Raw genomic sequence first — 25,877 nt, 5'->3', positions numbered from 1 at the left:
GCGAGGAAAAATTTCATGTGTGGTATCGTTGGAATAGTCGGAACATCTCCTGTAAATCAGGCGATTTATGATGGCTTAACTGTTTTGCAACACCGTGGCCAAGATGCTGCGGGCATCATTACCATTGAAAACAACACCTTTAGTTTACGTAAAGCAAATGGCTTAGTGAAAGATGTATTTCACACCCGTCATATGAAGCGTTTACAAGGCACAATTGGTATCGGTCATGTGCGCTATCCTACAGCTGGCTCGTCTAGCTCATCTGAAGCACAGCCTTTTTATGTTAACTCACCGTTCGGTATTGCTTTAGCGCATAATGGTAACTTAACGAACGCTGAGCAGCTTAAAGAACAATTGTTCTCAGAGGCTCGTCGTCACGTAAATACCACATCGGATTCTGAAATTCTGCTTAATGTTATGGCACATGAATTCAGCAAACCAAATAAGCTAAAACTTGACCCAGAAGACATTTTTAATGGTGTCACTGAAGTTAATAATAAAGTTCAAGGTGGTTATGCAACCATCGCAATGGTTATTGGCCATGGTATTGTTGCATTTCGCGATCCAAATGGTATTCGTCCATTGGTATTTGGCAAGCGTGAAGCTGCAAATGGCACAGAGTATATGTTTGCTTCTGAAAGTGTTGCACTAAAAACAGATGGTTTTGAGTTTGTACGTGATGTAGCACCCGGTGAGGCTATTTATGTAACTGAAGCTGGCGAATTTTATTCGCAAGCATGTGCCGATAAAGCATCGTACTCACCGTGTATTTTTGAGTTTGTATATTTTGCTCGTCCAGATTCAAACATTGATAATATGTCTGTTTACGCAACGCGCGTTAATATGGGCACAAAATTGGGTGAGAAAATAGCACGAGAGTGGGCTGATAAAGACATTGATGTGGTTATCCCAATCCCAGAAACATCATGTGATGTGGCGTTAGAAATCGCCCGTGTACTTAATTTACCTTATCGTCAAGGCTTTGTTAAAAACCGCTATATTGGGCGTACATTTATTATGCCTGGTCAAGAAATGCGTAAAAAGTCAGTACGTCAAAAGCTTAATGCCATTGACCGTGAGTTTAAAGGTAAAAACGTATTGTTAGTTGATGACTCTATTGTACGTGGTACTACGTCAGCGCAAATCGTTGAAATGGCGCGTGAGTCTGGCGCTAAAAACGTGTATTTTGCCTCAGCCGCGCCGGAAATTCGTTTCCCTAATGTATATGGTATTGATATGCCATCAGCGGCAGAGCTTATTGCGCACGGCCGTGAAGTTGAAGATATCAATGCAAGTATTGGTTCAGATGGTTTGATTTTCCAATCGTTACCAGATTTGATTGCTGCAGTTGCACAAGAGAATCCAGAGATAACTAAATTTGAAACCTCGGTATTTGATGGTCAATATATTACCGGTGGTATAGATCAAGCGTATTTAGATCGTATTGAAAAACTGCGTAATGATTCAGCAAAAAATACGCGTGAAAGTGCGATGTCTTCAGGTTTAGAGTTACACAATCAAGAAGAAAATGGTTCAGATTAATTAACTCGTTAAATCTGCAAGCATAAAAAAAGGAGCTAAATTAGCTCCTTTTTTGCGAAGGAAAGGGAATTTAAATAATAAATCTACTACTTAGTATTACATCTGTTTTATGTAGATAACATGCTTTTTTACATCGCTTATTCTATGTAAACATAGGAGCAACAATGCCATTTGTCCATAATATTGCTGTCACGGCTAAAATAATTACCAGTAAAATCAAACCACACGTTACAACTGAGCTTGCGTAAATAAAGCCACGCTCTTGCGGTATATGCATTAAAATAGGTACGCCCGTATACAACAGGTAAACTGAATATGCTAATGCAATCATTCCTATACAAACAACAAACCACAGGACAGGCCAAAATGCGGCTAATGCAGACATGAATACGGGAGTTGATGTGTATGCTGCAAGCTCTAGCGTTTGGGTAAATGTTGGTTTTGACCCAAAAGTGACCGCCATCCAATGAGCTAAATAAGCAAGCGCAAACACACCAATGATTAATGCGATATACATAGCTCCTGCAATTAATATAGCACTATCATGCGTTAAAAATACCGGGTTACCCGCACCAATACTCCAACCTAAATAAACGGAAGAGTAATACCCCATAGCGGATGGAAATAGTGCAATTAGTAGTATATGCGATAAGCTATAAGTTAAGCTTTCATGGCGGTTATCAATAGTTTGCCACTCTTCGAGTGGGTGAGCATAAATGCCCCATAAATGGTTTAATATCATAATGTGTGCCCCATAAACTGAATTAGTTCACTGTTTTATTTTTATACAGCTTGTATTAAGTTATGGGTCAGTAACTGATACTTGTCAAGAAACGGTTAAATGGGTTTTAAGCAAAGTACGGTGTGGTACTCCTTATCAATAGGCATTAGCAAAGCGAGCCTCACGGTGATACATCTTTATATTTACGTTTCATCATAGGTTCTTCTAGCTGGCTTTTGCAGATATCTTTTAATGTTTCATTTTTAAACAGCAGCCCATTCGAACTTTTACCAAATAGCGCAAATGAAGAAACATCGAGCTTAGCGTCAATTTCATTTTCTTGTATTAATTCTGCTTTGTAGTAATTGTAAATCTGATAGTCGAGTTGGATAAAGTCAACACGCTTTTTAAAGAGCATTCTCACTTGATTATTTTGACGACTAGTTTCAAGGTATTTTGGGTTTGCTTTAGCCATTTTTTCATACTCACTACCCAGGCGATCAATTGCACCTTGCCATGACAGTAAAGAGTAGCGCTCTAAATCAGGGATGCTTTTTACCAAAAAATTGTTTTCAGAGAGGGCAAAAGCAAAGTTTTCATAGGCATATATGTTACCTGTAAAAAAACCATTTAATGATTCACTGGCAATAACAATCGAATTGATATCTATTACCGCATCAACTTCATTCATTTTATATGCAGTAAGGCGTCTGGCATAGGGGAAGGAAATAAACTCAAGTTTATAATTGGTTGGCTTCAAGCAGTCTTTCACCATATCAATTAAAATACCTGATTGCCCGTCGTTATGGATCCACGGTGCTAGATCATCACCAATGGCTATTTTAAGTTTTTTGGTTTGAGCACAAGCAGGAAAAGCCAGTATCCATGTAAAAAATAACAGTGATAACATATTTAAAGGAGGCGATTTTAGTGTGTTATTAGCGCTTAAGCTAGGTTTGTTATTTTGGTTAACACCATTTCTAATCAATTGAGATCCTATTAATAACGACGGCAACACTATTTTTAAGAATAACGTGTGATAGGAGGATTTCAAGGCAGGATCTGATTTTTGATAAGTTTATGTTGGTTTAAATTTATTGAACAGCTTTAGGGCCTGTTTATCTTTCGAGGTTGAATTTGCAGCAGTGTGTTTGGTTTTTAGGCAAGGCAGAGCCTATGATGTGTGGTTATTCTCCATAAATAGGCGATAACGAAGCATAAATGCCAAACATGCGCTGCCCGAAGGGGGTTCTGCCTAGGAGCGATTAACTCTTTGTTACTCGATTTTTACTTAGCCCACTCGATTACAAATCTCGCGCCGCGATTAAATGGCCCCTAAATTGAACGAATTTTAATCCACAAAGGTCAACAGGCCCTAATGATTTTAATATTAAAAAATAGGCTTTATCTTGATAAACTCAGATTTATTTCTATTTTTACTACCCGTATTTTATCGATACTATTGTTATGTGTATGGTATAATTTTGGCTCATTTAAAGTTTACGATAATGAATTTTTACCATGTCAAATCAAGAGTTGCTCGCCCCAATATTATCTTTTCTTCAATGTGAAACTCCGCAAGAGTGGATTATAGAAGCGACAAAAAAAGAAAATCTAACCGTTATTTTAATTGATCATTTAATTTGTGAATTAAAAGCCGCACAATCTGCAATGTTTTTAATTCGTAAATATGCAGTTGATAAAGAGGGCAGTGATGCGTTATTAGAATGGCTAAAACCATTTGAAACGCTTATTTATAAGCGCGAGGGTAACTGGCGCGATTTAGCTGTTAAAAATAAACTGACTAAATCAGTGATCCCCAAATCTGATTCACCTTACGGGCAAGATTTGATTGATAAAATGGTGATGTTGATTAAAGAAGAGTTGCACCACTTTTATCAAGTGTTAGAAATTATGGATGAGTACGGTATAGGATATCAAAGTATTACGCCATGTCGTTATGCAAAAGGCATGTTACGTCATGTTAAGACTTTTGAACCAGATGCTTTGGTGGATAAGCTAATAGTGGGTGCTTACATTGAAGCGCGATCATGTGAACGGTTTGCAAAGCTTGCTCCGCATGTTGATAAACGTTTAGGCGATTTTTATATCTCTTTATTACGCTCAGAAGCGCGTCATTACCAAGATTATTTAACGTTGGCGCAAGAAATTGCAGACTTTGATATTGCTGAGCGTGTAGCATTTTTTGGTGATAAAGAAGCTGAACTAATTGCCACGCCAGACATTGATTTTAAATTCCATAGCGGTGTGCCAACGCTAACTACACATTTATAAAGAGAGAATAATAGCCCTAACTAACTATTTAATTTTGTGCGAATGGCTCACTTTTCAACATTTGTTTTTTGGCTGTGACCACTAAATATGATCCTTGTGTGTACCAATCGCCTAACACTGTTCGTGTGAGAGTTTGATTATCCACTTTATAGTGGTGCACATTAGGACGATGAGTATGGCCGTGAATCATATGTTGTACTTGGTGTTTATCAAAAGTTTCTAGCACAGCTTTTTCAGTTACATCTAGAATTTCTAATGCTTTACCAGCTTGATTTTGTTTTGATTTTTCTCGAGCATTTTGTGCTACCTTTCGGCGGTACCACAGTGGCATAGCGAGCATTAAACGTGGCCACCACCAACCACGACCTTTCTTACGAAACTTTTGATATTCGATATCTTGTGTGCACATTTCATCGCCATGCAAAATGAGGGTGGGTGTACCATATAAATCAATAACAATTTGTTCAGGCAATAAAGTCATACCAGCTTGCTGGGCGTATTTTTCACGCATAATAAAATCACGGTTGCCATGTACAAAATACACGGGTGTCCCGTTGTCACTTACAACCTTTAAGCGTTTAGCCACTTCCGTAGAGAGCGCTGTAACGTAATCATCCCCAACCCATACTTCAAAAAAATCACCGAGGATATACAGAGCGTCAATGTCTTTATTAAGAATGTGAGAATCTAAAAATTGATAAAAAGCAGCGCTGATATCTGGGCGGTTTTCACTTAAATGAAGGTCGGCAATAAAATAAGTTTGGCGCATTGTGACTCGTAAACGTTAACGGAGAATAAAAAGCGGATGAAACATCCGCTTTAAATGAAAGGTAACTTAGCTAACAGTTACGCTTTTGATGATAACGTCATCAAGCGGAACATCTTGGTGGTGACCAGCACTTCCAGTCGCAACGTTTTTGATCTTTTCAACTATGTCCATGCCTTCAACAACTTCAGCAAACACACAGTAACCCCAGCCTTGTGATGTTTCACTGCTGAAATTTAAAAAATCGTTGTTATTGACGTTAATGAAAAACTGCGCAGTTGCTGAATGTGGATCAGGAGTACGTGCCATTGCAAGTGTACCAACCTTATTTGAAAGGCCGTTATTTGCTTCATTTTGAATCGGGTCATGCACTTCTTTTTGTGTCATGCCAGGCTCAAAGCCGCCGCCTTGTACCATAAAACCATCAATTACACGGTGAAAAATAGTACCGTCATAAAAACCAGCATTTGCATACTGTAAAAAATTTTTAACTGTGTTTGGCGCGTCATCTTTGTGCATGTTAATGGTGATATCACCAAAATTTGTGTGTAGAACAACCATGAGGTTTCCTATTAGCTGATTTATTTGGCACTATTTTATCTTAGTTAGCTAAGATAAACAAAGTGCTTATTCAATTGATAAAGCGCTAGAGCAGGGGCTTTTCAAGTGTTAACATAGTAATTCAAGTAAATAGTCAAGGACTCAAAATAAATGGTAAATATATACAACACACTGACACGTCAAAAAGAGCAATTTAAACCAATGGTCGACGGTAAAATCGACATGTATGTGTGTGGTATCACCATTTATGATTACTGCCATATTGGTCATGCACGTACATTCGTAAGTTTTGACGTGATCGTACGTTATCTTCGCCATATTGGTTATGATTTAAAGTATGTACGTAACATCACCGATGTTGATGATAAAATTATCAAGCGCGCCAATGAAAATGGCGAAGCGATTAATGATTTAACCGTACGTATGACTAAAGCAATGCATGAAGATTTTGATAGTTTAAACATGTTGCGCCCGGATGTTGAACCAACAGTAACAGGCCATATGGATGAAATCATCGAAATGGTTGAGCGCTTAGTACACAAAGGCCATGCTTATGTTGCAGCTGATGGCGATGTATTGTTTGATGTATCAACGTTTGAGCAGTACGGTGCATTGTCACAACAAGACCTAACAATGCTACAAGCGGGTTCACGTGTTGAAGTTGCGCAAGATAAAGACGATCCGCTTGACTTTGTATTATGGAAAAAAGCCAAAGCGGGTGAGCCATCATGGACATCACCTTGGGGTGAGGGTCGTCCTGGTTGGCATATTGAATGTTCTGCAATGAGTTCTAAGCATTTAGGTGAGCATTTTGATATTCATGGTGGTGGTTCTGATTTACAGTTTCCGCATCATGAAAATGAAATAGCACAATCATGCTGTGCAAATAACGGTAAATACGTAAATACCTGGATCCACACAGGGATGGTACAAGTTAATAAAGAGAAGATGTCAAAATCACTCGATAACTTTTTTACGGTACGTGAAGTATTAAAACAGTATGACCCTGAATCAGTGCGTTACTTTTTAATATCGGGTCACTACCGCAGCCAGTTAAACTACTCGCAAGAAAATTTAGATCAAGCGCGTTCCTCGCTAGAGCGCATTTATACAGCCTTACGTGGCGTTGAGCTTATCAATTGTGATTTAGCCGGAAATGAATACGTGGCTAAATTTAGAAAAGCAATGGATGATGACTTCAATACCCCAGAGGCATTGCCAGTATTGTTTGAGCTTGCTAAAGAGCTTAACCGCGTAAAAGATAGTGAGACTGCGCAAGCAGGGCAGTTAGCATTTGTGCTGCGCAGTTTAGGTGAGGTGTTGGGTGTTGCACAGCAGACACCAGAAGCATTTTTACAAGGGGCTCAAGCAGATGATGAAGTTGCACAAATTGAAGCGTTAATCGTCAAACGCAATGATGCACGTGCCAGTAAAGATTGGGCCGCAGCGGATGAAGCGCGTGATGCGTTGAATGCACTTGGTGTAATACTAGAAGATTCAGCGGGTAAAACGACGTGGCGTAAAGCGTAATAAGCAATTAACCGTATATACCCAGGTCACCTCAAGGTGCAGGATTCAGCGTTTCACAGGGGCTTAATATCAAGGCGTTACTTCGCAATAATGGCGGTCCCTTTTAGGAGTAACAACGCAGAGTAAGTGCCTGTGAAACGCCCAACGGGTTGGTTTAAAGCGATTTATACTGTGTTATAGATTTTGATAAGGGAATAACCATTACCTGCAATCAATGCCTTGCCTAAATCGCTTTTAATTCCAACTGAAACTCACATCTTGAGGTGACTTGGGTATATAAAAAGGGTTGCCAATTGGCAACCCTTTTTAATATGCGATAATTTTATTTGTAGTATTAACCGTGATATTTTTCGCACGCTTCCAATGTATTTTCAATTAAGCTTGCAACTGTCATCGGACCAACACCACCAGGGACTGGCGTGATGAAATGTGCTTTTTGCTCAGCGATATCATATTGAACGTCACCCACTAACTTACCAGTGTCTAAACGGTTGATACCTACATCGATTACGATAGCGCCTTCTTTAACCCAGTCTCCTGGAATAAACTCAGGTTTACCTACTGCGACAACCAACAAATCAGCGCGGCGTACATGAGTTTCTAAATCTTGCGTAAATTTATGACATACAGTAGTCGTACAACCCGCCAGCAATAACTCTAATGCCATAGGGCGACCAACAATATTCGAGGCACCTACAACAACTGCATGCATTCCTTTGTATTTTACGCCCGTTGAATCAAGCAGTGTAATAATCCCTTTTGGTGTACAAGGGCGAAGAGCTGGCATTCGTTGTGCTAAACGACCGATATTGTATGGATGAAAACCATCAACGTCTTTGAGCGGCGTAATATGCTCAAGAATTTTTTCAACATTAAGCCCTTCAGGTAAAGGTAGTTGGACTAAAATCCCATCGACTTGGGCATCGTTGTTAAGTTCATCGATTAAATCTAATAATGCTTGTTCATTTGTGTCTGCCGGTAAATCAAATGATTTTGATACAAAACCAACCTCTTCACAGGCTTTACGCTTTGAGCCTACGTAAACTTGGCTCGCTGGGTCTTGTCCTACAAGTACAACAGCAAGGCCTGGTGCGCGTAAACCATTTGCAACACGTTCACTTACTCGTTGTGCTACTGCACTTCGTACTTGTTTAGCTATTGCCTTACCATCGATGATGTTTGCCGTCATGGGTGACCTTTAATTGGGGTTAGTTAACTTGAAACTGATACTTAGCAAGACTATAAACGTTTTTAATGGGGTAAACGCAGTTGGTAATAACCAATCTCATTATAGTCTTGTCTTTATTCTAGAAGCTATTTTCGCAGAAAAGCATTAAAGCGCCAAGTTGCTTTTCTTATATTCACCTTCGAATTATATAAAAGTGCTGAAATTTTAGCTTAGTTTTACAATATTTAGCCATTATGAACTAAAAGTGAGCGATTGATTTATTTTCTTAAAAAAAGGTTTGACCTAACCCGGTCAAATCACTATTATGCACCCCGTTGTCAACGAGGTCACTCGCTAACAATAATAGGCATCGGCGATTAGCGCAGTTTGGTAGCGCACTTGGTTTGGGTCCAAGGGGTCGCAGGTTCAAATCCTGCATCGCCGACCACTTTTTTAAAGTTAGAGTGTAGCAAGATTGATTTGAGTATATTCATTTCAGTCGCAGATTAAAATTCTGTATCGCGACCACCTCTTAATTAAAGTAGCTTATTGGTTCGCTATGAAGTTTTCGATGCGCCCATAGCTCAGCTGGATAGAGCAACGCCCTTCTAAGGCGTCGGTCGAAGGTTCGAATCCTTCTGGGTGCACCATTTGAAAACAAGTAAATGCCGTGGTGATTGTAGCTCAGTTGGTAGAGCCCCGGATTGTGATTCCGGTTGTCGTGGGTTCGAGCCCCATCAGTCACCCCAATTTACACAAAGAATATCGGCGATTAGCGCAGTTTGGTAGCGCACTTGGTTTGGGTCCAAGGGGTCGCAGGTTCAAATCCTGCATCGCCGACCACTTTCTTTAGGAAATGGTCTTAAATTCTCAGTTTAAGTGTTCACAGAAAAATAGAAGTTAATTCTTCATATGTCGGCGATTAGCGCAGTTTGGTAGCGCACTTGGTTTGGGTCCAAGGGGTCGCAGGTTCAAATCCTGCATCGCCGACCACTTTCTTTACCTCTAAAGTTAAGTGATATTAAATTTATAATTTCTTCAAAACACAAACACGAACAATAAAAATTCTTCATAATATATTTTATAAAACCATTTCATCATTTTTATTCAAAAAAGCGAATGCTCTTAAAAATTGCTATCTAAAACGCCTGTTTTTTATCCTATCACCTTCTATAATGCGCTATCTAACCAAATAATTGCCCCCTAGACTCGACTATCATAAATATTAGGTTATAATGCCGCGTCTATTGTTTAACATAGTGCCCGAAGGGCAGAGCAGCATTGGTATCTTATAGTGGAGATGGGGTTGATAAGTCATTAAATGACTTTGAACGTGCCAAAACGCATAGTGATCACCGTGTTTGTAAGGAAGGCGAACAGTCGCCAAAATTGAAGATTGAGGTATATCATGCAAGTTTCTGTTGAGACGACTCAAGGCCTTGAGCGCCGTCTGACCATCACCGTTCCTGCAGAGAACGTTGAGACCGAAGTAAAAAAACGCTTACAACAACTGTCTAAAACCCAGCGTATTGATGGTTTCCGTCCTGGTAAAGTACCAACGTCTGTAATCAACAAACGTTACGGTGGCGCAGTTCGTCAAGAAGTAGCTGGCGAAGTAATGCAACGTAATTTTTATGAAGCTATTGTAGCTGAAAAAATTAACCCAGCTGGCGCACCAACATTTGCTCCTAAAGCACTTGAAGCGGGTAAAGATTTAGAGTTTTCAGCAACATTTGAAGTTTACCCTGAAGTAGAAGTTCAAGGTTTAGACAAAATTGCTGTTGAAAAACCTGCTGTAACGGTTACTGACGAAGATCTAGCTAACATGCTAGAAACTCTTCGTAAGCAACACGCAGCTTGGGCTGACGTAGATACAGCTGCTGGCGAGAACGATCGCGTAACAGTTGACTTCGTAGGTACTATCGACGGTGAAGTATTTGAAGGCGGAAAAGCTGAAGACTTCCCATTAGAACTTGGCCAAGGTCGTATGATCCCAGGTTTTGAAGATAATATCGTAGGTAAAAAAGCAGGCGAAGAAGTTGTTGCTGATGTAACATTCCCTGATGATTACCATGCTGAAAATCTTAAAGGCAAAGCAGCTCAATTCACTATCACAGTGAAGAAAGTTGAAGCGCAAGAGCTACCTGAATTAAGCGAAGAATTCGCAACTAAATTCGGTGTAACTGAAGGCGGCGTTGACGCACTTAAAGAAGAAGTGAAAAAGAACATGACACGTGAACTTGACCAAGCGGTTAAAGCTAACGTGAAAGACCAAGCAATCAAAGGTCTTTTAGCTAACAACGAAATCGATGTGCCTAAAGCGTTAGTAGATCAAGAAATTGATGCACTACGTCAACAAGCAGCACAACGTTTTGGTGGCGACGCTAAAAACATGCCTGAGCTTCCAGCTGAATTGTTCCACGAACAAGCTGTAACTCGCGTTAAAACTGGCCTATTATTAGGTGAAGTAATTAAAGCGAACGAGATCAAAGTTGATGATGCTAAAGTTGAAGCATTAATTGCAACAGTGGCTTCTGCATATGAAGATCCAACTGAAGTTGTAGAATATTACAAAGCAAATGATCAACTTATGCAGCAAATGCGTAATGTAGCAATGGAAGAGCAAGCTGTTGAAGCTATTTTAGCTAAAGCAAATGTAACTGACGTTGAAAAAGCATTTGATGACATCATGAATCCACAGCAAGGTGCATAATAAGTCATTGACTTAAGCCCTCGCTAACGATTAAATGGCTCGTGTTACACTGTATTATGCAGCGTGCCCGAGCCATTTTAGTTTGTGGCCTTCAATTTCGCCAAAAAATAACTATGCTTCCTTATAATAAGGATAAGTATAAGCGCATAAGGAATTAGATAAATATGAACACTGGTATTACAGATCCACTCAATGCATTAGTACCTATGGTTGTTGAACAAACAGCGAAAGGCGAGCGCTCGTATGATATTTATTCGAGACTATTAAAAGAGCGAATCATTTTTTTAACTGGCCCGGTTGAAGACAACATGGCTAACCTAATTTTAGCGCAAATGCTATTTTTAGAGTCAGAAAACCCAGAAAAAGATATCTTTTTATATATCAATTCACCAGGCGGTTCAGTCACTGCGGGCATGGCAATTTATGACACCATGAATTTTATTAAGCCAGATGTAAGTACAATTTGTGTTGGCCAAGCGGCTAGCATGGGTGCATTCTTATTAACAGCTGGTGCAAAAGGCAAACGCTATTGTTTACCTAATTCACGGGTAATGATCCACCAACCATTAGGCGGTTTCCAAGGTCAAGCATCAGACTTTGAAATACACGCCAAAGAAATCCTGTCTATTAAAGACAAATTAAACCGTTTAATGGCAGAGCATACTGGCCAACCATTAGATGTGATTTCAAAAGATACCGACCGTGATAACTTTATGAGTGCAGCCCAAGCTGTTGATTATGGTTTAGTTGACGCCGTATTTACTAATCGCGAGAGCAAGTAATTACACAAGCTAGTAGTTAATTGTTACTAGCTTTGTCCTTTACTATGTGAAAACCAATATAATTTGGTATAGTTGAGCGTATTGAAATAGCTGCTAAGTAGTTTGGCAGCCAACGTATAAGATGAGGTAGCTGAATGTCTGACACTCCTACAGACGGCGACAAAAGTAATAAATTGTTATACTGCTCTTTTTGTGGCAAAAGCCAACACGAAGTTCGTAAGCTAATTGCAGGTCCTTCAGTATACATTTGTGATGAATGTGTAGAGCTGTGTAACGATATCATCAGGGAAGAAATCAAAGACATTGCGCCTAAGCACAACACGTCTGATAAACTACCTGCACCAAAAGAAATTCGTAATCACTTAGATGATTATGTAATTGGTCAAGATCACGCTAAAAAAGTACTTTCTGTAGCGGTTTATAATCATTACAAACGCTTGCGTAATCAAAATGGTAAATCTGATATTGAGTTAGGCAAAAGTAATATTCTACTAATTGGCCCAACGGGTAGTGGTAAAACATTATTAGCCGAAACACTTGCACGCTTATTAGATGTGCCATTTACGATGGCAGATGCAACAACACTAACTGAAGCCGGTTATGTAGGTGAAGATGTTGAAAACATCATCCAAAAGCTATTACAAAAGTGCGATTACGATGTAGAAAAAGCCCAGCGCGGTATTGTTTACATTGATGAAATTGATAAGATTTCACGTAAATCGGATAATCCTTCGATTACACGCGATGTATCGGGTGAAGGCGTGCAACAAGCATTGCTTAAATTAATTGAAGGTACAGTTGCATCGGTTCCACCACAAGGCGGGCGCAAACACCCACAGCAAGAATTTTTACAGGTCGATACCTCTAAAATCTTATTTATCTGTGGTGGTGCATTCTCTGGCCTTGATAAAGTAATTGAGCAGCGAAGCCAGAAAAATACTGGTATCGGTTTTGGCGTACAAGTCAAAGAATCAGCGGCAAGTCGTTCTTTAAGTGAAACATTTAAAGATGTTGAACCTGAAGATTTAGTAAAGTATGGTTTAATTCCAGAGTTTATTGGCCGTTTACCAGTGGTTGCAACGTTAACTGAATTAGATGAGTCGGCTTTAGTACAAATTCTAAATGAGCCTAAAAACGCCTTAACTAAACAGTACGGCGCATTATTTGGTATGGAAGACGTTGAACTTGAGTTTCGTGATGATGCGCTTCGCGCTATTGCCCACAAAGCAATGGAGCGTAAAACGGGTGCACGTGGTCTTCGCTCAATTGTTGAGGCTGTATTACTTGATACCATGTACGAACTCCCATCAATGGAAGATGTTAGCAAAGTAGTGATTGATGAAACCGTTATTAAAGGTGAATCAGATCCTATTTTGATCTATCAAAGCGCGACTCAAGATAAAGTGGCCGCAGAGTAATATATACTCACTTTGATAAAAAAGGAGCCTTAGGCTCCTTTTTTTATAATTTATTTAATCCAATTACGTAAAATTGTTGAACTTTACTTAGGTTATCCCCATATACTTGAGTAATCTTTAAAATAAATGAAGAGCGAAGAGAAAAATAATGACGCTTGAGAGAACAGATCGAGTCGAAATCCCAGTGTTAGCACTGCGCGATGTCGTGGTATATCCGCACATGGTGATCCCGCTTTTTGTAGGCCGTGAAAAATCAATAAAATGCCTTGAAGCGGCAATGGATAAAGACAAACAAATTTTCCTTGTTGCGCAAAAAGACGCAACAGTCGATGAACCAGAACAAGATGATATTTATCGTGTTGGTACTATTGCCACCGTACTTCAATTACTAAAATTACCAGATGGTACAGTAAAGGTATTGGTAGAAGGTACGCAACGAGCAAAGCTTGAAAGCTTCATTGAAAATGAAGACTTCTTTGTTGCTAACGCGCAGTTTATTAGCTCTGAGGAAATCGATGAGCAAGAGCAAGATATTTTCATCAGCAGCGCAATAAGTCAGTTTGAAGGCTATGTAAAGCTCAATAAAAAAATCCCACCAGAGGTATTAACATCAGTCAGTGGGATTGATGAAGCGCCACGCCTTGCTGATACGATGGCAGCACACATGCCGCTTAAGGTGCCAGAAAAGCAAAAAGTACTTGAGATTGCCAGTGTAACGGAACGTCTTGAATATTTAATGGCGTTGATGGAAGGTGAAATCGATTTATTGCAAATTGAGAAGAAAATTCGTACCCGCGTTAAAAAGCAGATGGAAAAATCGCAGCGTGAGTACTACCTCAATGAGCAAATGAAAGCCATCCAAAAAGAATTGGGTGAACTTGATGATGTACCAGATGAATTCGAAGCGTTGAAAAAACGTATTGAAGAGTCGGGTATGAGCACTGATGCACAAGAAAAAGCAAATTCAGAGCTTGCCAAGCTAAAAATGATGTCACCAATGTCGGCAGAAGCGACAGTCGTGCGTTCATACATAGATACATTAATTAATGTACCGTGGAAAAAACGCTCAAAAGTGAAAAAAGATTTAGCTGGTGCGCAAAAAATCCTTGATAGCGATCACCACGGTCTTGATAAAGTAAAAGAGCGTATTATTGAATATCTTGCGGTTCAGCAACGTACTAATAAACTAAAAGGGCCAATTTTATGTTTAGTAGGGCCTCCAGGTGTTGGTAAAACGTCATTAGGCCAATCGATTGCACGCTCTACGGGTCGTAAGTACATACGTATGGCGCTGGGTGGCGTACGCGACGAAGCTGAAATTCGTGGTCATCGCCGTACTTATATTGGCTCAATGCCAGGTAAGCTAATCCAAAATATGAGTAAAGTGGGTGTTAAAAATCCATTATTCTTATTAGATGAAATTGACAAAATGTCTTCGGATATGCGTGGTGATCCAGCATCGGCTTTATTAGAAGTACTCGATCCTGAGCAAAATAGTCATTTTGCTGATCATTACTTAGAAGTTGATTACGATTTGTCGGATGTAATGTTTGTTGCAACATCTAACAGCTTTAACATTCCTGGCCCATTATTAGATCGGATGGAAGTTATTCGTTTGTCGGGTTACACCGAAGATGAAAAGCTAAATATTGCAAAAGAGCATTTAATTGTTAAGCAAGTTAAACGCAATGGCTTAAAAGACGACGAACTTGTTTTAGAAGACAGCGCTATAATTGGCATTATTCGCTATTATACCCGCGAAGCTGGCGTACGTAATTTAGAGCGCGAAATATCTAAGTTATGTCGCAAAGCCGTTAAGAATATCTTGCTTGAAAAAGGCACTAAAACCGTCACTATCAATGCACAGAACCTTGAAGATTTCTTAGGTGTACAACGCTTTGATTACGGTAAAGCAGAAGACGGCGATCGTATTGGTCAAGTAACAGGCCTTGCTTGGACTGAAGTAGGTGGTGATTTACTGACGATCGAATGTGCTGCGATGCCAGGTAAAGGGAAGCTAAGTTACACCGGTTCACTTGGCGATGTCATGCAAGAGTCGATTCAAGCTGCTATGACTGTTGTGCGTAATCGTGCAGATGAATTTCGAATTAACAGTGATTTTTATGAAAAACGTGACATTCATGTACATGTGCCTGAGGGAGCAACACCAAAAGATGGACCAAGTGCAGGTGCTGCAATGGTAACTGGTTTGGTTTCAAGTCTTACGGGTAATCCTGTTCGTGCTGATGTTGCAATGACGGGTGAAATTACGTTGCGTGGTGAAGTATTACCAATAGGTGGCTTAAAAGAGAAGTTACTAGCGGCCCACCGAGGTGGTATTAAAACCGTTATTATTCCAAAAATTAACGAACGTGACTTAAAAGAGATCCCTGACAACGTATTGGCAGGCCTTGATATTCACCCTGTTACTTGGATTGATGAGGTTTTAAAACTTGCTTTAGTACACCCAGTTGAGAGTTTTTCAGTCGAAACACCAAAAAACCAGTAAAAAAGCGAAAAAAAGTGCTTGAAAGGGCTTTTCAAATCTAGATGGTATGATAAGTTAAGCACTGGTTTTCAAGCCTAGGCCTTATGTGGCCTAGGCTGAAGAAAAAATACAATCGTATGAGCATGAAAAAGTTTGCTCTAAAATTTTCAAAATAGTGATGTTAGTTTAAAAAACAATCGCTCTTGATAATAACAATGAAAGAGGATGATATTGTGAATAAATCTCAATTAATCGATCAAATCGCAGCTGACGCTGACATTTCTAAAGCGGCTGCGGGTCGTGCACTAGATTCATTCATCGAGTCTGTTTCAGGCGCTCTTAAAGATGGCGATTCAGTTGCTCTAGTTGGTTTCGGTACTTTCTCAGTACGCGATCGTGCCGCTCGTTCAGGCCGCAACCCACAAACTGGCGAAACAATTCAAATCGCTGCAGCGACTATTCCAGCTTTCAAAGCTGGTAAAGCGCTAAAAGATGCATGTAATAGCTAATCACTGTTTTAGTAGGTTAGTTTTGGCAGTGTAAGAAGTTAGTCGCTTTTTAGCACAATTAACTATCTTTATCGCCAACTGCTTCAAGAAAAAAAGCGTATCTGGTAAGATACGCTTTTTTTACATGAGCAAGGCGATTTCTGCCTCGAATAGAATAGAGATAAATAAATGCTTGAGAAAATAAGAGAGGGTTCGCAAGGACCAGTAGCAAAAGTTATTTTAGGCGCGGTAATTTTATCTTTTGCCTTAGCAGGGATCGGTGGTTACCTAGGTCAAACCACAGAACAACCCGTTGCTGAAGTAAATGGAGTTAAAATCAGCCAAACCGAATTTAGCCGAGCACTACAAAATGAACGTTCACGCTTGGAACAACAATTTGGTGAATATTTCGCGCAAATTGCTGCAGATCCAAATTATATGGCGCAAATTCGCCAAGGTGTGGTTGATCGTTTAGTACAACAAGAATTACAAACGCAACTGGCTGCAGAGTTAGGCCTTCGTGTAAGTGATGATAGTGTTAAAAAATCAATTTTAGAACTGCCTTACTTTCAAATTGGTGGAAAATTTAATAACGATCGCTATTTACAAGTTATTCGTCAAATGAATTTTCAACCAGAAGCATTTCGTGAATACCTTCGTGAAGAAATGACTCGTAGCCAGCTTGTATCAGCTGTTGCAGGCAGCGATTTTGCTTTGAAAAATGAATTAACAAGCGCGATTGCACTACAACAACAAACTCGTAGCATTGATTACATTGTAGTTAGCAAAGAAAGCCTACAAGACAGTATCGTTGTTAATGAGCAAGAAATTGCAGATTACTACGATTTAAATACATCACAGTTTTTAGCTCCAGAACAGGTATCAGTAAGCTATATTGACTTAAATGCTGCGAACTTAAACCTTGAAACGAATGTGACTGAAGATGACGTTAAAGCGTATTATGAGCAAAGCAGTGCGCAATATATAGAACCGGAAAAACGCCGTGTATCACATATCTTAATTGATAGCAGTGAAAACGATGATGCAGCTAAAAGTAAAGCTGAAGATTTATTAGCACAATTACAACAAGGCGCTGAGTTTGCTAAATTAGCTGAATCATCATCTGATGATATTGTTAGTGCTGAAATGGGCGGTGATTTAGATTGGATCGAACGCGATATGATGGATCCTGCATTTGAAGACGCTGCGTTTGCACTTGCTGCAAAAGGTGACTTTTCAGAGGTTGTACAATCGGAGTTCGGTTACCATATAATTCAGTTAACAGATATCCAAAGCCAACAAGTAAAAGCGTATGATGCGGTTAAAGCTGATTTACGTGCAGAACTAGAGCGTACTGAAAAAGTAAATGCGTTTTATGAAAAGCAAACAGAAATGGCTGGAATTGCATTTGAGATTTCAGATACTTTAGTTGATGCAGCTGAAGTTGCCGGTGTTGAAGTACAAACAACGGCGCTAGTTGAACGCAACGCATTACCAGCACCACTTAACACACCCGCAGTGATGAGAGCATTATTCTCGCCAGACGTGCTTGAAGATAAAATGAATTCAGAAGTACTAGAAATCGGTGATGAGCACGTTATTGTGGTTCGAGTTAGCGAGTATGTGCCTGCAACGACAAAACCACTTGTAGATGTGTCTGAACAGATAAAAGCGCGTTTAGTGAGCCAAAAAGCATCAGAACTTGCTAAAGAGAAAGCAACTACCTTATACGCAGAAATTAAAGCAGGTAAGAGCTTAACAAACGTAGCAACTGAGCAAAGCTTAGAACTACGCCAAGAGGCTACACTGACACGTCAAGCATATACGGTTTCTCCAGCAATCGTTCAACACGCCTTTAAAATGGCTCATCCAAGTACTGCTCCAGTAGTTGAAAAGGTTGAGTTAAATAACGGCGATGCAGCAATTGTTGCTCTTAAAACAGTGACAGATGCAGCTATTGAAGGCGAAATCGAAGCGCAGCTTAAGCAAAATATTACAATGGCCCAAGTTAACAAAAACTACATGGTATTCATTGAAGCCTTAAAAGCAAACGCTGAGTTAAACTTGCCGGTAGCACCACAAGCCGCAGAATAAGTTTTATTCTAATAAATAAAAAGGCGCCAATGGCGCCTTTTTTGTTTTTCACTGACAGTATGCTAGGGCGTGTTGACCTTTCGTGATTGATTTTGCAGCAGTCTATTTGGTATTTAGGCAAGGCAGCGCCTATGGTGTGTGGTGTTCCCCATAAATAGGCGATAACGCAGTATAAATGCCAAACATGCGCTGCCAAAGGGTTCTTCCTAGGGGCGTGAGCAGGACGCGGAAGCTTTGCTCAATTTTTACTTAGCTCACTCGATTCCAAACCTCGCGCCGCGATTAAATCGCCCCTAGATTAAATAAATTTCAATCCATAAAGGTCAGCACGCCCTAGTTTCCAACCGAGTATTTGCTGCGACGTTACAGAGTGATTTTATTTGTTAAATTGTTCAAATACTTATGCAAATTGGTATCAACTACTTAAATTTAGCAAACTTGTTTAGGTTACTTTTTAATGTACTTTGGTATAAGCTCAGTGCTTAAACGCAAATTTTATCAAAGGATCGTTATGAAATTCGAGCAGCTATTAAATAATTTTGATATGGGTATCTGTGTTGAACAGTTACAAAAAGAATCACTGTTAGATCTTGCATTACTATTTGTCGCTGTTGATGGTTCGATTGCAGAGGAAGAGTTAACTGTTGTTGAAACATGGGCGCATAAGATTGAGTGGAATTCAGCGATTAACCTTGATAACTACATTATTGATATGACAAGTAAATGTGTTTTGGCTGTACAAAGTGATGACATTGAGTCATTTATTCAGCATCGAATGACGCATATTGTAGATCAATCAATGAGGGTGTTTGTATTAGAGTTACTTAAACAAGTTATTGAAGCTGACGGTATTACTGATGAAAATGAAATTAAAGCGTTAAAAATTGTTGAATCATTAATTCAACCTGCTTAATGGGTATATTTTTATGCGCGGGTCGCCTCGCGCATATATTGAGGGTCAGCAGTTAAATAATTTTTGTGTTACGCGCGACTTAGGTGCTTGGAAAACATCTTCCGTTCTTCCATATTCAACAATCTCACCATGCTCAAGTACGACTAATTGATCGCTAATGTGGCGCACTAGACTTAAATGATGTGTTATTAAAATATAGCTTAAGCCAGTTTCTTGTTGTAATTTAAGTAGTAAATTTACGGTTTGAGCTCGTACAGAAGGGTCTAAAGATGATAACGCTTCATCAAGCACCACAACCTTTGGATCAAGAATCAACGCCCTTGCTAATGCAACACGCTGTAATTGACCGCCACTGAACATATGAGGGTAATAATGTTGGTGATCGTTTAATAAGCCAACCTTAGCCAGAGTGACCTTAATTTTTTCAACCCGCGTCTCTTTATCTAATGATGTGTTGTATTGTAAGCAATCATCAAGCATGTCACCAATGGTTAAACCAGGATTAAGAGAAGCTTCTGAATCTTGAAATATCATACGAATATGGCGACATTGTGTATCTCTTACGCCATTGTCTTCGATAATATTACCGTCTAAATATATTTGCCCGCTATCGGCGGTGCCTGCGCCTGCTAAAAGTTTTGCTAAAGTACTTTTCCCAGAGCCTGTTTCGCCAATGATTGCCAGAGTTTCCCCCTTTTCTAAGCAAAACGAAATATTTTTTAGGACACTAAATTGTTTACGTGAAAATAAGCTTGCACGTAAATTAAAGCTTTTAGATAAGGCTTGCACCTTTAATAGTGGCTGCATTATTTCATAGCCTTAATTAATGGAAAATGACACGCATAGCTATGACCATGCTGCTTTGTTGATGGGGGAGTCACTACACAGGCTTTTTGTGCTTGTGGACAACGAGGACCAAGGCGGCAACCAATTGGTAAATGCTGCAAAGTAGGTATTGTGCCTTTGAGTGCGTAAAACGGTTCTTTATGAGCAAGGCCATGCTCATAATCAGGTAAGCTTTTTAACAATGCTTGTGTATAAGGGTGGCGAGGATGGGAGAATATACGTTGTGTAGGGCCAGCTTCAACCATCTGTCCACAATATAGAACGTGTATTCCGTGAGACCAGTCTACAATTTCCTCTAGCTCATGGGAAATCATTAAAATCGACATGTTCTTAAGTTGGTTTAAACTTTTTAATAATCGAAAAACCTGTGCCCGAGTTGTACTCTCAAGTGCCGTTGTTGGTTCATCCGCAATGAGTAATTTTGGCGTTCGTGCAATAGCCATCGCAATCATTACTTTTTGACAGACACCTTCAGAAAGTTCATGCGGGTAGCTGGTAAGTACTTTTTCATGATCTTTTATACCGACCTTATGGATTAATGCTTTGACTCTATCTTTACGTTCTCGATTTCGCTTTAAGAAAAAGCCTGAACTGTGCACTGCCGGTAAGGTTTCAGCTATTTGGTCAAATATTTTTGCCGTTGGATCAAGGCAACGACTTGGATCTTGGTAGATCATAGCAATGTCTTGGCCAACAATTTTTCTACGTTGTTGGCTTGATAAGCGCATTAAATCAACACCGCGCCAGTGCATTCGGTCAGCGGTGATATGCCAGCGTTCATTTAAAACTCCAACAATAGCTTTTGCTATTAAGCTTTTTCCGGATCCAGACTCACCAACTAATGCATGCACTTCACCTTCTTTGAGGCTCAGGCTCACTCTGTCGACGGCACGTATTACGGTATCAGATGTACGCAGCTCTATGGTTAGATTTCTAATGTCGAGTAATTGCATTTAGTCTGCCTTTCGTGCTTTTAGTACTTGTCGCAGCCCATCACCAACTAAGTTAGTAGATAGGACCGCTAAAAAGAGTAATACACCCGGTAAGCCCACAGTCCATGGCGCTAGGTAAATTAAACCTAAGTTTTCTGCTAAGATAGCGCCCCACTCAGTGGTGGGGGGTTGAGCACCTAGCTTTAAAAATCCTAATGCGGCAATATCTAAAATAGCGGTTGATAAAGCCATAGTAAAAATAACCACAATGTGTTCATAAATATTTGGAAAAATCCCACGCGAGAGAATATGCCAATTAGAGGCGCCATCAAGTTTAAATGCAGTGATGTAATCTTTATTTAGCTCAGTCACTATAAGATTGCGCACAGAATGAATAAACTGTGGTAGCAGCGCGAGAATAATCGCCCACACTGTGTTCATTAACCCAGGGCCTAAAATTGCGATAATGATAATAGCTAATAACAGAGATGGGATTGATAATGTAATATCAAGAAGGTGATTTAAAAAGCTAGAGCGAATGCCACGGCTTATCCCTGCAAACGTGCCAACTACCACACCAATGACCGTTGTTAGTAATGCTGCGACAATTGAGAGTCCAAATGTATAGGTTGCGCCATTCATTAACCTTGATAACACATCTCGGCCTAGGTCATCTGTACCAAGTATAAAACGCACATCGCCCATTTCATGCCATGAAGGAGGGATCAGCAGTGCTTCACTGTGCTGCTGATTCACGCCATAGGGGGCAATCAATGGAGCGGCAGCAGCGAGAACTGCAAAAGCACTAAAAAGCCATAGCCCAACAACTGCCGGGTGATTGGATTTGAATTTGCGCCAAAACCGCGCTAATGGCGACTTATTCGACTCTTCTGAAAATAAATTAAACTTTGCCATGCGCTTGGTTCCGTGACAGCGGGTCGAATAAGGTATAGGTGAGTTCGGCAACAATGGTTGCAAGGATCACAAACATTGATACGGCCAATAAGCCACCCTGTATAGCAGGGTAGTCTCGTTGGTAAATGCTATCTATTAGCCAGCGACCAACGCCTGGCCACGAGAATATAACTTCAGTGATCATCGCCAGGGTGATCAAGGTACTAAACTGTAAACCAATTTGTTTTATTACAGGCAGCAGTGCATTACGCAGTGCATGGTGCATTATGAGTTGGGCACGGTTTAGGCCTTTGGCTCGTGCGGTTTTAATATAACTCTGTTCGAGTACATTGAGCATTGAGTCTCGGGTGAAACGAACTAACACGGTAGTTGGGTACATGGCTAATACAATTGTGGGCAGTGTTAAATGATGCAATGCATCTAGCATAGCCATGCCTGAATATGGAAAGTCAGCCAGCGCTATATCAAGTAAAATAAAGCCGGTTTGCGAGGGGATTTCATAGAGCAGCCCCATTCTTCCAGACATCGGAAACCACCCTAGTTGCAGTGAGAACACCATAATAAGGAGTAAGGCTAGCCAAAAAACAGGCATTGAATAACCAATAAGAGTCGTTGAATTTATCAGTTTATCAGGCCAGCTTTTTTGGTATGCCGCAGCAATAATCCCTGCAGGTACGCCAAAGGTGACAGAAATAACTAAGGCGTAAATACTTAACTCTAATGTGGCTGGAAATAAATCGATAATATGACTAAAAACACTGTCTCCAGAGGCAAATGAAAGCCCCCAGTCACCTTGCAAAATACGTCCTAAAAAAGCAAAATATTGCATTAAATAATTGTCGTTAAATTGATACTTATCTTGTAGTTCGCTCGTTTGTGAAAAGCTTGTATTAGTAATGCCACTTAAATTACTTAAAGGGTCACCTGGAAATAAATAGCTCAAGGAGAAGGTAAACACACTGAGCGTTACCATCATAAAAAGTAATAAACCTAAGCGGCGCATTATATAATCAAGTATCATTATTTTTTCCTCGCATTTGCTAAGGAAATAGCCCCAAACGGACCAAGTTGAACCCCTTCAACGTCAGCACTGCGTGCTTGGAAGCGCATACCATGTGCCAGTGGGAGCAATGGTAACTCTTGGACAATCATAGTTTGAGCTTGTTGATAATATGTTTTGCGCATTGCCAAATCAGTTGTGTCGAGGGCTTGAGTGAGTAATAAGTCAAACTCAGGGTTGCACCAATTTGCTGGATTTTTACCACTAAAGGTTGCTGTGCAACTGAGCAATGGACTAAAAAAGTTATCGGGGTCTGGGGTGTCAGCTGCCCAACCAAGTAAGACGCTGTCGTGGCGGTGTTCACCAATACGTTGAATAAATGTGTTCCATTCGTACTCTATAATGCTCACGTTTATACCAATTTGTCGTAAATCACTCTGCATAAGCTCAGCCATTTTTCGTGCATTGGGATTATAAATACGGCTCACGGGCATTGCCCAAATAGTCATATCAAAGCCGTTGGGTAATCCTGCATCGGCCAATAGTTTTTTTGCCAAATCAGGGTCAAATCCCGGTAATTTAGTTTGTGCTTGAAATGCCCATGATGTTGGCGGCAGAATAGACTTTGCACGAATGCCATTACCGTAATACACAGCTTGCATAATTTTTTCAATATCAATGGCATGAGCAAGGGCTTTACGTACTCTTAAGTCATCAAATGGTGGACGCTGTGTATTAAACGCCCAGTACCCGATATTAAGGTTAGTCTCTTTTTGTACGACAATGTCATCACGTTGAGCAAGAATACTCAGTTGTGTACTGCTTGGGTGGGCGGTGATATCACATTCTTTAGTGAGCATTTTTGCAATACGGGTTGTGCCATTAGGTGTAATGTCATAAACCAATTGCTCTAGAACAACTTTGTGCTTCCAATAGTCAGGGTTACGATAGTAACGAACCAAATGATCACGTCTGTATTCTTTATAAATATAAGGGCCAGTGCCAACCGGATATTGATCAAATAAGTTGGTTTGCTCGCGTTCTTTTAACTGCAGGGCATATTCACGAGACAGCAAAACAGCAAAGTCTGTTGCCATATTGGCTAAAAAGCTACTCTCTGCATTAAATAATTCAAACCGGACTTGGTGATCAGATACACGGACAATTTGCCGAATTAGCTGATCTATCCCCACGCTTTGAAAATAAGGGTAATTGGCATCGCCAACAAAATGGTATGGATTATAGACATCAAATAAACGGCTAAAGGTGAATATCACATCGTCAGCGTTAAAATCTCTGCTGGGGGTAAAGTAAGACGTAGTATGAAATTTTACATCTTTACGCAAGGTAAAAGTGACCGACTTTCCATCTGGACTTATTTTCCAATCAGTTGCCAGCTCACTTTTAAACTCTGCCGTAATAGGGTCAATACTGATCAAACGGTCATATAACTGATTTGCAATGATATCAATGGTTGAGCCTGTGGTTGTAACCTGAGGATTAAACGATACGGGGTTTGCCTCAGCGCAATAGACTAAGCCTTGATTTTTTTCTTCGAGTGTTTTTTCTTTGGTATCTAGGCAGCCTGTAAGGCATAGCGTAATAATACCAAGTAACAATTTATACACTTGCTTAGCCCCTGACTATGACTGTTGATCTAGTAAGTTATATTTTTTTAAATAACCTCGTAATTGATGATACGTTAAACCGAGTATTTCTGCAGTTTTCTTTTGATTAAACTGGCTGTGCTCAAGCGCTTTATTGATCAAATCGATTTCGAATTCATTGGAAAGATCTTTTAAACTACACGGAAATTGAATGGGGGCAGCGCTATGTGTGATCACACTCTCATTTGGCGTAGTTAAAACAGGCGCGGCTTCGAGTGTTTTTACAGGTGCTTTAATACGATGTTTTGGTCTGAACTTGCTTTCAAAAGGGTCTAAAATAATCTGGTGAACGGGGATATGTTCATTGCCGTGGCGATACAGACTTCGCTCCACTACATTTTTAAGCTCACGAATATTACCGGGCCACTCATATGACTGTAAAATATCAACAGCACTACGAGTAAAACCACTGAATAATTGCCATTCAAGATCACGCGCCATGTTGATTGCAAACTGCTCAGCTAACAGCATAATATCTTCTTGGCGTTCTCGCAGCGGTGGCAGTGTAATAACATCAAATGCTAGGCGATCGAGTAAATCGCTTCTAAATTCGCCTTGTTCAGCTAGGTAAGGTAAATCTTCATTGGTAGCGCATACTAATCGGGTGTCGACTTTTATAGTTTGTTTACCACCGACTCGCTCAAACTCACCATATTCAATGACACGCAGCAGCTTTTCCTGAACCATCGCAGAAGTGTTTGCGAGTTCGTCTAAAAAAAGTGTACCGGCGTTTGCGCGTTCAAATCGTCCTTCATGGCGTTTGCTCGCCCCTGTAAATGCACCTGTTTCATGACCAAACAGCTCACTTTCAAGTAGGTTTTCGTTCAATGCAGCGCAGTTAAGTTTAATATAGCTTTGCTCCCAACGTTTTGACAAGAAGTGCAAGCGGGCTGCTATTAGTTCTTTACCTGTGCCTCGCTCACCAATAATAAGGACCGGCTTATCTAAACTTGCTAGCTGCGAAACCTGATCAAGCACAGCTAAAAAGCTGTCTGATTGGCCGAGTAAATTGTCTTGTTGGCGAAATTGGCTCATATT

General features: G+C 40.1%; 21 protein-coding genes and 5 tRNA genes. 15 read left to right on the top strand and 11 right to left on the bottom strand.

The genetic code is table 11. The features are described 5' to 3' along the window. The first annotated feature begins 15 nt into the window (after positions 1–15). Positions 16–1,542, top strand: a complete 1,527-nt coding sequence (purF, locus tag ACJJVX_RS17460; RefSeq protein WP_054206293.1) for an amidophosphoribosyltransferase — start codon at positions 16–18, stop codon at positions 1,540–1,542. A gap of 142 nt (positions 1,543–1,684) precedes the next feature. On the opposite strand, the gene ACJJVX_RS17455 is transcribed toward purF, so the two are convergent. Both ACJJVX_RS17455 and ACJJVX_RS17450 read right to left on the bottom strand, forming a co-directional pair. Continuing rightward, positions 1,685–2,284, bottom strand: coding sequence for a Yip1 family protein (locus tag ACJJVX_RS17455; protein WP_054206294.1), 600 nt, complete (start codon positions 2,282–2,284; stop codon positions 1,685–1,687). 160 nt (positions 2,285–2,444) lie between these two features. After that, positions 2,445–3,251 carry a transporter substrate-binding domain-containing protein gene (locus ACJJVX_RS17450; RefSeq protein WP_342884684.1) on the bottom strand — a complete coding sequence of 269 codons (807 nt, stop codon included), beginning with the start codon at positions 3,249–3,251 and terminating at the stop codon, positions 2,445–2,447. A gap of 533 nt (positions 3,252–3,784) precedes the next feature. On the opposite strand from ACJJVX_RS17450, the gene miaE reads away from it, so the two are divergent. Continuing rightward, positions 3,785–4,558: a tRNA isopentenyl-2-thiomethyl-A-37 hydroxylase MiaE gene (miaE, locus tag ACJJVX_RS17445; protein ID WP_405632634.1), complete on the top strand. Its 774-nt coding sequence runs from the start codon at positions 3,785–3,787 to the stop codon at positions 4,556–4,558. 28 nt (positions 4,559–4,586) lie between these two features. Here miaE and ACJJVX_RS17440 read toward each other — a convergent pair whose 3' ends face one another. Together ACJJVX_RS17440 and ACJJVX_RS17435 are read right to left on the bottom strand one after the other, a co-directional pair. Beyond that, positions 4,587–5,327 (bottom strand): UDP-2,3-diacylglucosamine diphosphatase, encoded by a 741-nt coding sequence (locus ACJJVX_RS17440; protein ID WP_405632631.1) that lies wholly within the window; start codon positions 5,325–5,327, stop codon positions 4,587–4,589. A 66-nt stretch (positions 5,328–5,393) separates the two neighbouring features. Beyond that, on the bottom strand, positions 5,394–5,885 hold the full coding sequence (locus ACJJVX_RS17435; protein ID WP_054206298.1) for a peptidylprolyl isomerase: 492 nt from the start codon (positions 5,883–5,885) through the stop codon (positions 5,394–5,396). A gap of 150 nt (positions 5,886–6,035) precedes the next feature. Between ACJJVX_RS17435 and cysS the strand changes: the two genes are divergently transcribed. Continuing rightward, entirely contained in the window at positions 6,036–7,415 is a 1,380-nt protein-coding gene (gene cysS / locus ACJJVX_RS17430; RefSeq protein ID WP_405632628.1) for a cysteine--tRNA ligase, read from the top strand. A gap of 334 nt (positions 7,416–7,749) precedes the next feature. Here the strand turns inward: cysS and folD are convergent, their stop codons facing one another. Beyond that, entirely contained in the window at positions 7,750–8,604 is an 855-nt protein-coding gene (gene folD, locus ACJJVX_RS17425) for a bifunctional methylenetetrahydrofolate dehydrogenase/methenyltetrahydrofolate cyclohydrolase FolD (protein ID WP_054206300.1), read from the bottom strand. Positions 8,605–8,954: 350 nt separating this feature from the next. Here folD and ACJJVX_RS17420 point away from each other — a divergent pair. The 12 genes from ACJJVX_RS17420 (at position 8,955) to ACJJVX_RS17365 (ending at position 19,479) form a co-directional block, all read left to right on the top strand. Further along, a tRNA-Pro gene (locus ACJJVX_RS17420) sits at positions 8,955–9,031 on the top strand. A 125-nt stretch (positions 9,032–9,156) separates the two neighbouring features. Continuing rightward, a tRNA-Arg gene (locus ACJJVX_RS17415) sits at positions 9,157–9,233 on the top strand. Between the two features lie 23 nt (positions 9,234–9,256). Continuing rightward, positions 9,257–9,332, top strand: a tRNA-His gene (locus tag ACJJVX_RS17410). Positions 9,333–9,349: 17 nt separating this feature from the next. Beyond that, a tRNA-Pro gene (locus tag ACJJVX_RS17405) sits at positions 9,350–9,426 on the top strand. A gap of 73 nt (positions 9,427–9,499) precedes the next feature. After that, positions 9,500–9,576: transfer RNA gene (locus ACJJVX_RS17400), tRNA-Pro, on the top strand. Between the two features lie 415 nt (positions 9,577–9,991). Beyond that, on the top strand, positions 9,992–11,296 hold the full coding sequence (gene tig / locus ACJJVX_RS17395) for a trigger factor (RefSeq protein ID WP_405632625.1): 1,305 nt from the start codon (positions 9,992–9,994) through the stop codon (positions 11,294–11,296). Between the two features lie 164 nt (positions 11,297–11,460). Then, complete coding sequence (clpP, locus tag ACJJVX_RS17390; protein WP_054206302.1) at positions 11,461–12,078, top strand: ATP-dependent Clp endopeptidase proteolytic subunit ClpP; 618 nt, start codon at positions 11,461–11,463, stop codon at positions 12,076–12,078. A 134-nt stretch (positions 12,079–12,212) separates the two neighbouring features. Further along, entirely contained in the window at positions 12,213–13,496 is a 1,284-nt protein-coding gene (gene clpX, locus ACJJVX_RS17385) for an ATP-dependent protease ATP-binding subunit ClpX (RefSeq protein ID WP_054206303.1), read from the top strand. A gap of 148 nt (positions 13,497–13,644) precedes the next feature. Beyond that, entirely contained in the window at positions 13,645–16,005 is a 2,361-nt protein-coding gene (lon, locus tag ACJJVX_RS17380; RefSeq protein ID WP_054206304.1) for an endopeptidase La, read from the top strand. A 185-nt stretch (positions 16,006–16,190) separates the two neighbouring features. Further along, positions 16,191–16,493: an HU family DNA-binding protein gene (locus ACJJVX_RS17375; RefSeq protein WP_305777735.1), complete on the top strand. Its 303-nt coding sequence runs from the start codon at positions 16,191–16,193 to the stop codon at positions 16,491–16,493. Positions 16,494–16,661: 168 nt separating this feature from the next. Next, complete coding sequence (locus ACJJVX_RS17370) at positions 16,662–18,566, top strand: SurA N-terminal domain-containing protein (protein ID WP_170173194.1); 1,905 nt, start codon at positions 16,662–16,664, stop codon at positions 18,564–18,566. Positions 18,567–19,077: 511 nt separating this feature from the next. Continuing rightward, on the top strand, positions 19,078–19,479 hold the full coding sequence (locus tag ACJJVX_RS17365) for a hypothetical protein (RefSeq protein WP_054206351.1): 402 nt from the start codon (positions 19,078–19,080) through the stop codon (positions 19,477–19,479). Between the two features lie 45 nt (positions 19,480–19,524). On the opposite strand, the gene ACJJVX_RS17360 is transcribed toward ACJJVX_RS17365, so the two are convergent. Genes ACJJVX_RS17360 through pspF form a run of 6 tightly spaced genes read right to left on the bottom strand, consistent with a single transcriptional unit; the run spans position 19,525 to position 25,874 of the window. Beyond that, positions 19,525–20,286, bottom strand: a complete 762-nt coding sequence (locus ACJJVX_RS17360; protein WP_054206306.1) for an ATP-binding cassette domain-containing protein — start codon at positions 20,284–20,286, stop codon at positions 19,525–19,527. Then, on the bottom strand, positions 20,286–21,278 hold the full coding sequence (locus tag ACJJVX_RS17355) for an oligopeptide/dipeptide ABC transporter ATP-binding protein (RefSeq protein WP_054206307.1): 993 nt from the start codon (positions 21,276–21,278) through the stop codon (positions 20,286–20,288). The genes ACJJVX_RS17360 and ACJJVX_RS17355 overlap by 1 nt, the downstream gene beginning before the upstream one ends. Next, a complete protein-coding gene (locus tag ACJJVX_RS17350) occupies positions 21,279–22,172 on the bottom strand; it encodes an ABC transporter permease subunit (protein WP_054206308.1) in 894 nt (297 codons plus the stop codon). Beyond that, positions 22,159–23,193, bottom strand: coding sequence for an ABC transporter permease subunit (locus ACJJVX_RS17345; protein WP_054206309.1), 1,035 nt, complete (start codon positions 23,191–23,193; stop codon positions 22,159–22,161). Before ACJJVX_RS17345 ends, ACJJVX_RS17350 begins: the two co-directional genes overlap by 14 nt. Then, positions 23,193–24,800: an ABC transporter substrate-binding protein gene (locus tag ACJJVX_RS17340; RefSeq protein WP_054206310.1), complete on the bottom strand. Its 1,608-nt coding sequence runs from the start codon at positions 24,798–24,800 to the stop codon at positions 23,193–23,195. The genes ACJJVX_RS17345 and ACJJVX_RS17340 overlap by 1 nt, the downstream gene beginning before the upstream one ends. A 15-nt stretch (positions 24,801–24,815) precedes the next feature. Further along, on the bottom strand, positions 24,816–25,874 hold the full coding sequence (gene pspF, locus ACJJVX_RS17335) for a phage shock protein operon transcriptional activator (RefSeq protein ID WP_054454955.1): 1,059 nt from the start codon (positions 25,872–25,874) through the stop codon (positions 24,816–24,818). Positions 25,875–25,877 lie beyond the last annotated feature (3 nt).

It is taken from the genome of Pseudoalteromonas sp. Ld20 (genome assembly GCF_045064175.1).
GTDB lineage: Bacteria > Pseudomonadota > Gammaproteobacteria > Enterobacterales > Alteromonadaceae > Pseudoalteromonas > Pseudoalteromonas neustonica.
Note: the sequence above shows the minus strand (reverse complement) of the source record. Positions and strands in the feature narration are given on the sequence as shown.

Bases quoted from the DNA above. Each gene is read 5' to 3' on its own strand.
- purF (WP_054206293.1), top strand. From the start codon at position 16: ATGTGTGGTATCGTTGGAATAGTCGGAACATCTCCTGTAAATCAGGCG.
- ACJJVX_RS17455 (WP_054206294.1), bottom strand. From the start codon at position 2,284: ATGATATTAAACCATTTATGGGGCATTTATGCTCACCCACTCGAAGAG.
- miaE (WP_405632634.1), top strand. From the start codon at position 3,785: ATGTCAAATCAAGAGTTGCTCGCCCCAATATTATCTTTTCTTCAATGT.
- ACJJVX_RS17440 (WP_405632631.1), bottom strand. From the start codon at position 5,327: ATGCGCCAAACTTATTTTATTGCCGACCTTCATTTAAGTGAAAACCGC.
- ACJJVX_RS17435 (WP_054206298.1), bottom strand. From the start codon at position 5,885: ATGGTTGTTCTACACACAAATTTTGGTGATATCACCATTAACATGCAC.
- cysS (WP_405632628.1), top strand. From the start codon at position 6,036: ATGGTAAATATATACAACACACTGACACGTCAAAAAGAGCAATTTAAA.
- folD (WP_054206300.1), bottom strand. From the start codon at position 8,604: ATGACGGCAAACATCATCGATGGTAAGGCAATAGCTAAACAAGTACGA.
- tig (WP_405632625.1), top strand. From the start codon at position 9,992: ATGCAAGTTTCTGTTGAGACGACTCAAGGCCTTGAGCGCCGTCTGACC.
- clpP (WP_054206302.1), top strand. From the start codon at position 11,461: ATGAACACTGGTATTACAGATCCACTCAATGCATTAGTACCTATGGTT.
- clpX (WP_054206303.1), top strand. From the start codon at position 12,213: ATGTCTGACACTCCTACAGACGGCGACAAAAGTAATAAATTGTTATAC.
- lon (WP_054206304.1), top strand. From the start codon at position 13,645: ATGACGCTTGAGAGAACAGATCGAGTCGAAATCCCAGTGTTAGCACTG.
- ACJJVX_RS17370 (WP_170173194.1), top strand. From the start codon at position 16,662: ATGCTTGAGAAAATAAGAGAGGGTTCGCAAGGACCAGTAGCAAAAGTT.
- ACJJVX_RS17365 (WP_054206351.1), top strand. From the start codon at position 19,078: ATGAAATTCGAGCAGCTATTAAATAATTTTGATATGGGTATCTGTGTT.
- ACJJVX_RS17360 (WP_054206306.1), bottom strand. From the start codon at position 20,286: ATGCAGCCACTATTAAAGGTGCAAGCCTTATCTAAAAGCTTTAATTTA.
- ACJJVX_RS17355 (WP_054206307.1), bottom strand. From the start codon at position 21,278: ATGCAATTACTCGACATTAGAAATCTAACCATAGAGCTGCGTACATCT.
- ACJJVX_RS17350 (WP_054206308.1), bottom strand. From the start codon at position 22,172: ATGGCAAAGTTTAATTTATTTTCAGAAGAGTCGAATAAGTCGCCATTA.
- ACJJVX_RS17345 (WP_054206309.1), bottom strand. From the start codon at position 23,193: ATGATACTTGATTATATAATGCGCCGCTTAGGTTTATTACTTTTTATG.
- pspF (WP_054454955.1), bottom strand. From the start codon at position 25,874: ATGAGCCAATTTCGCCAACAAGACAATTTACTCGGCCAATCAGACAGC.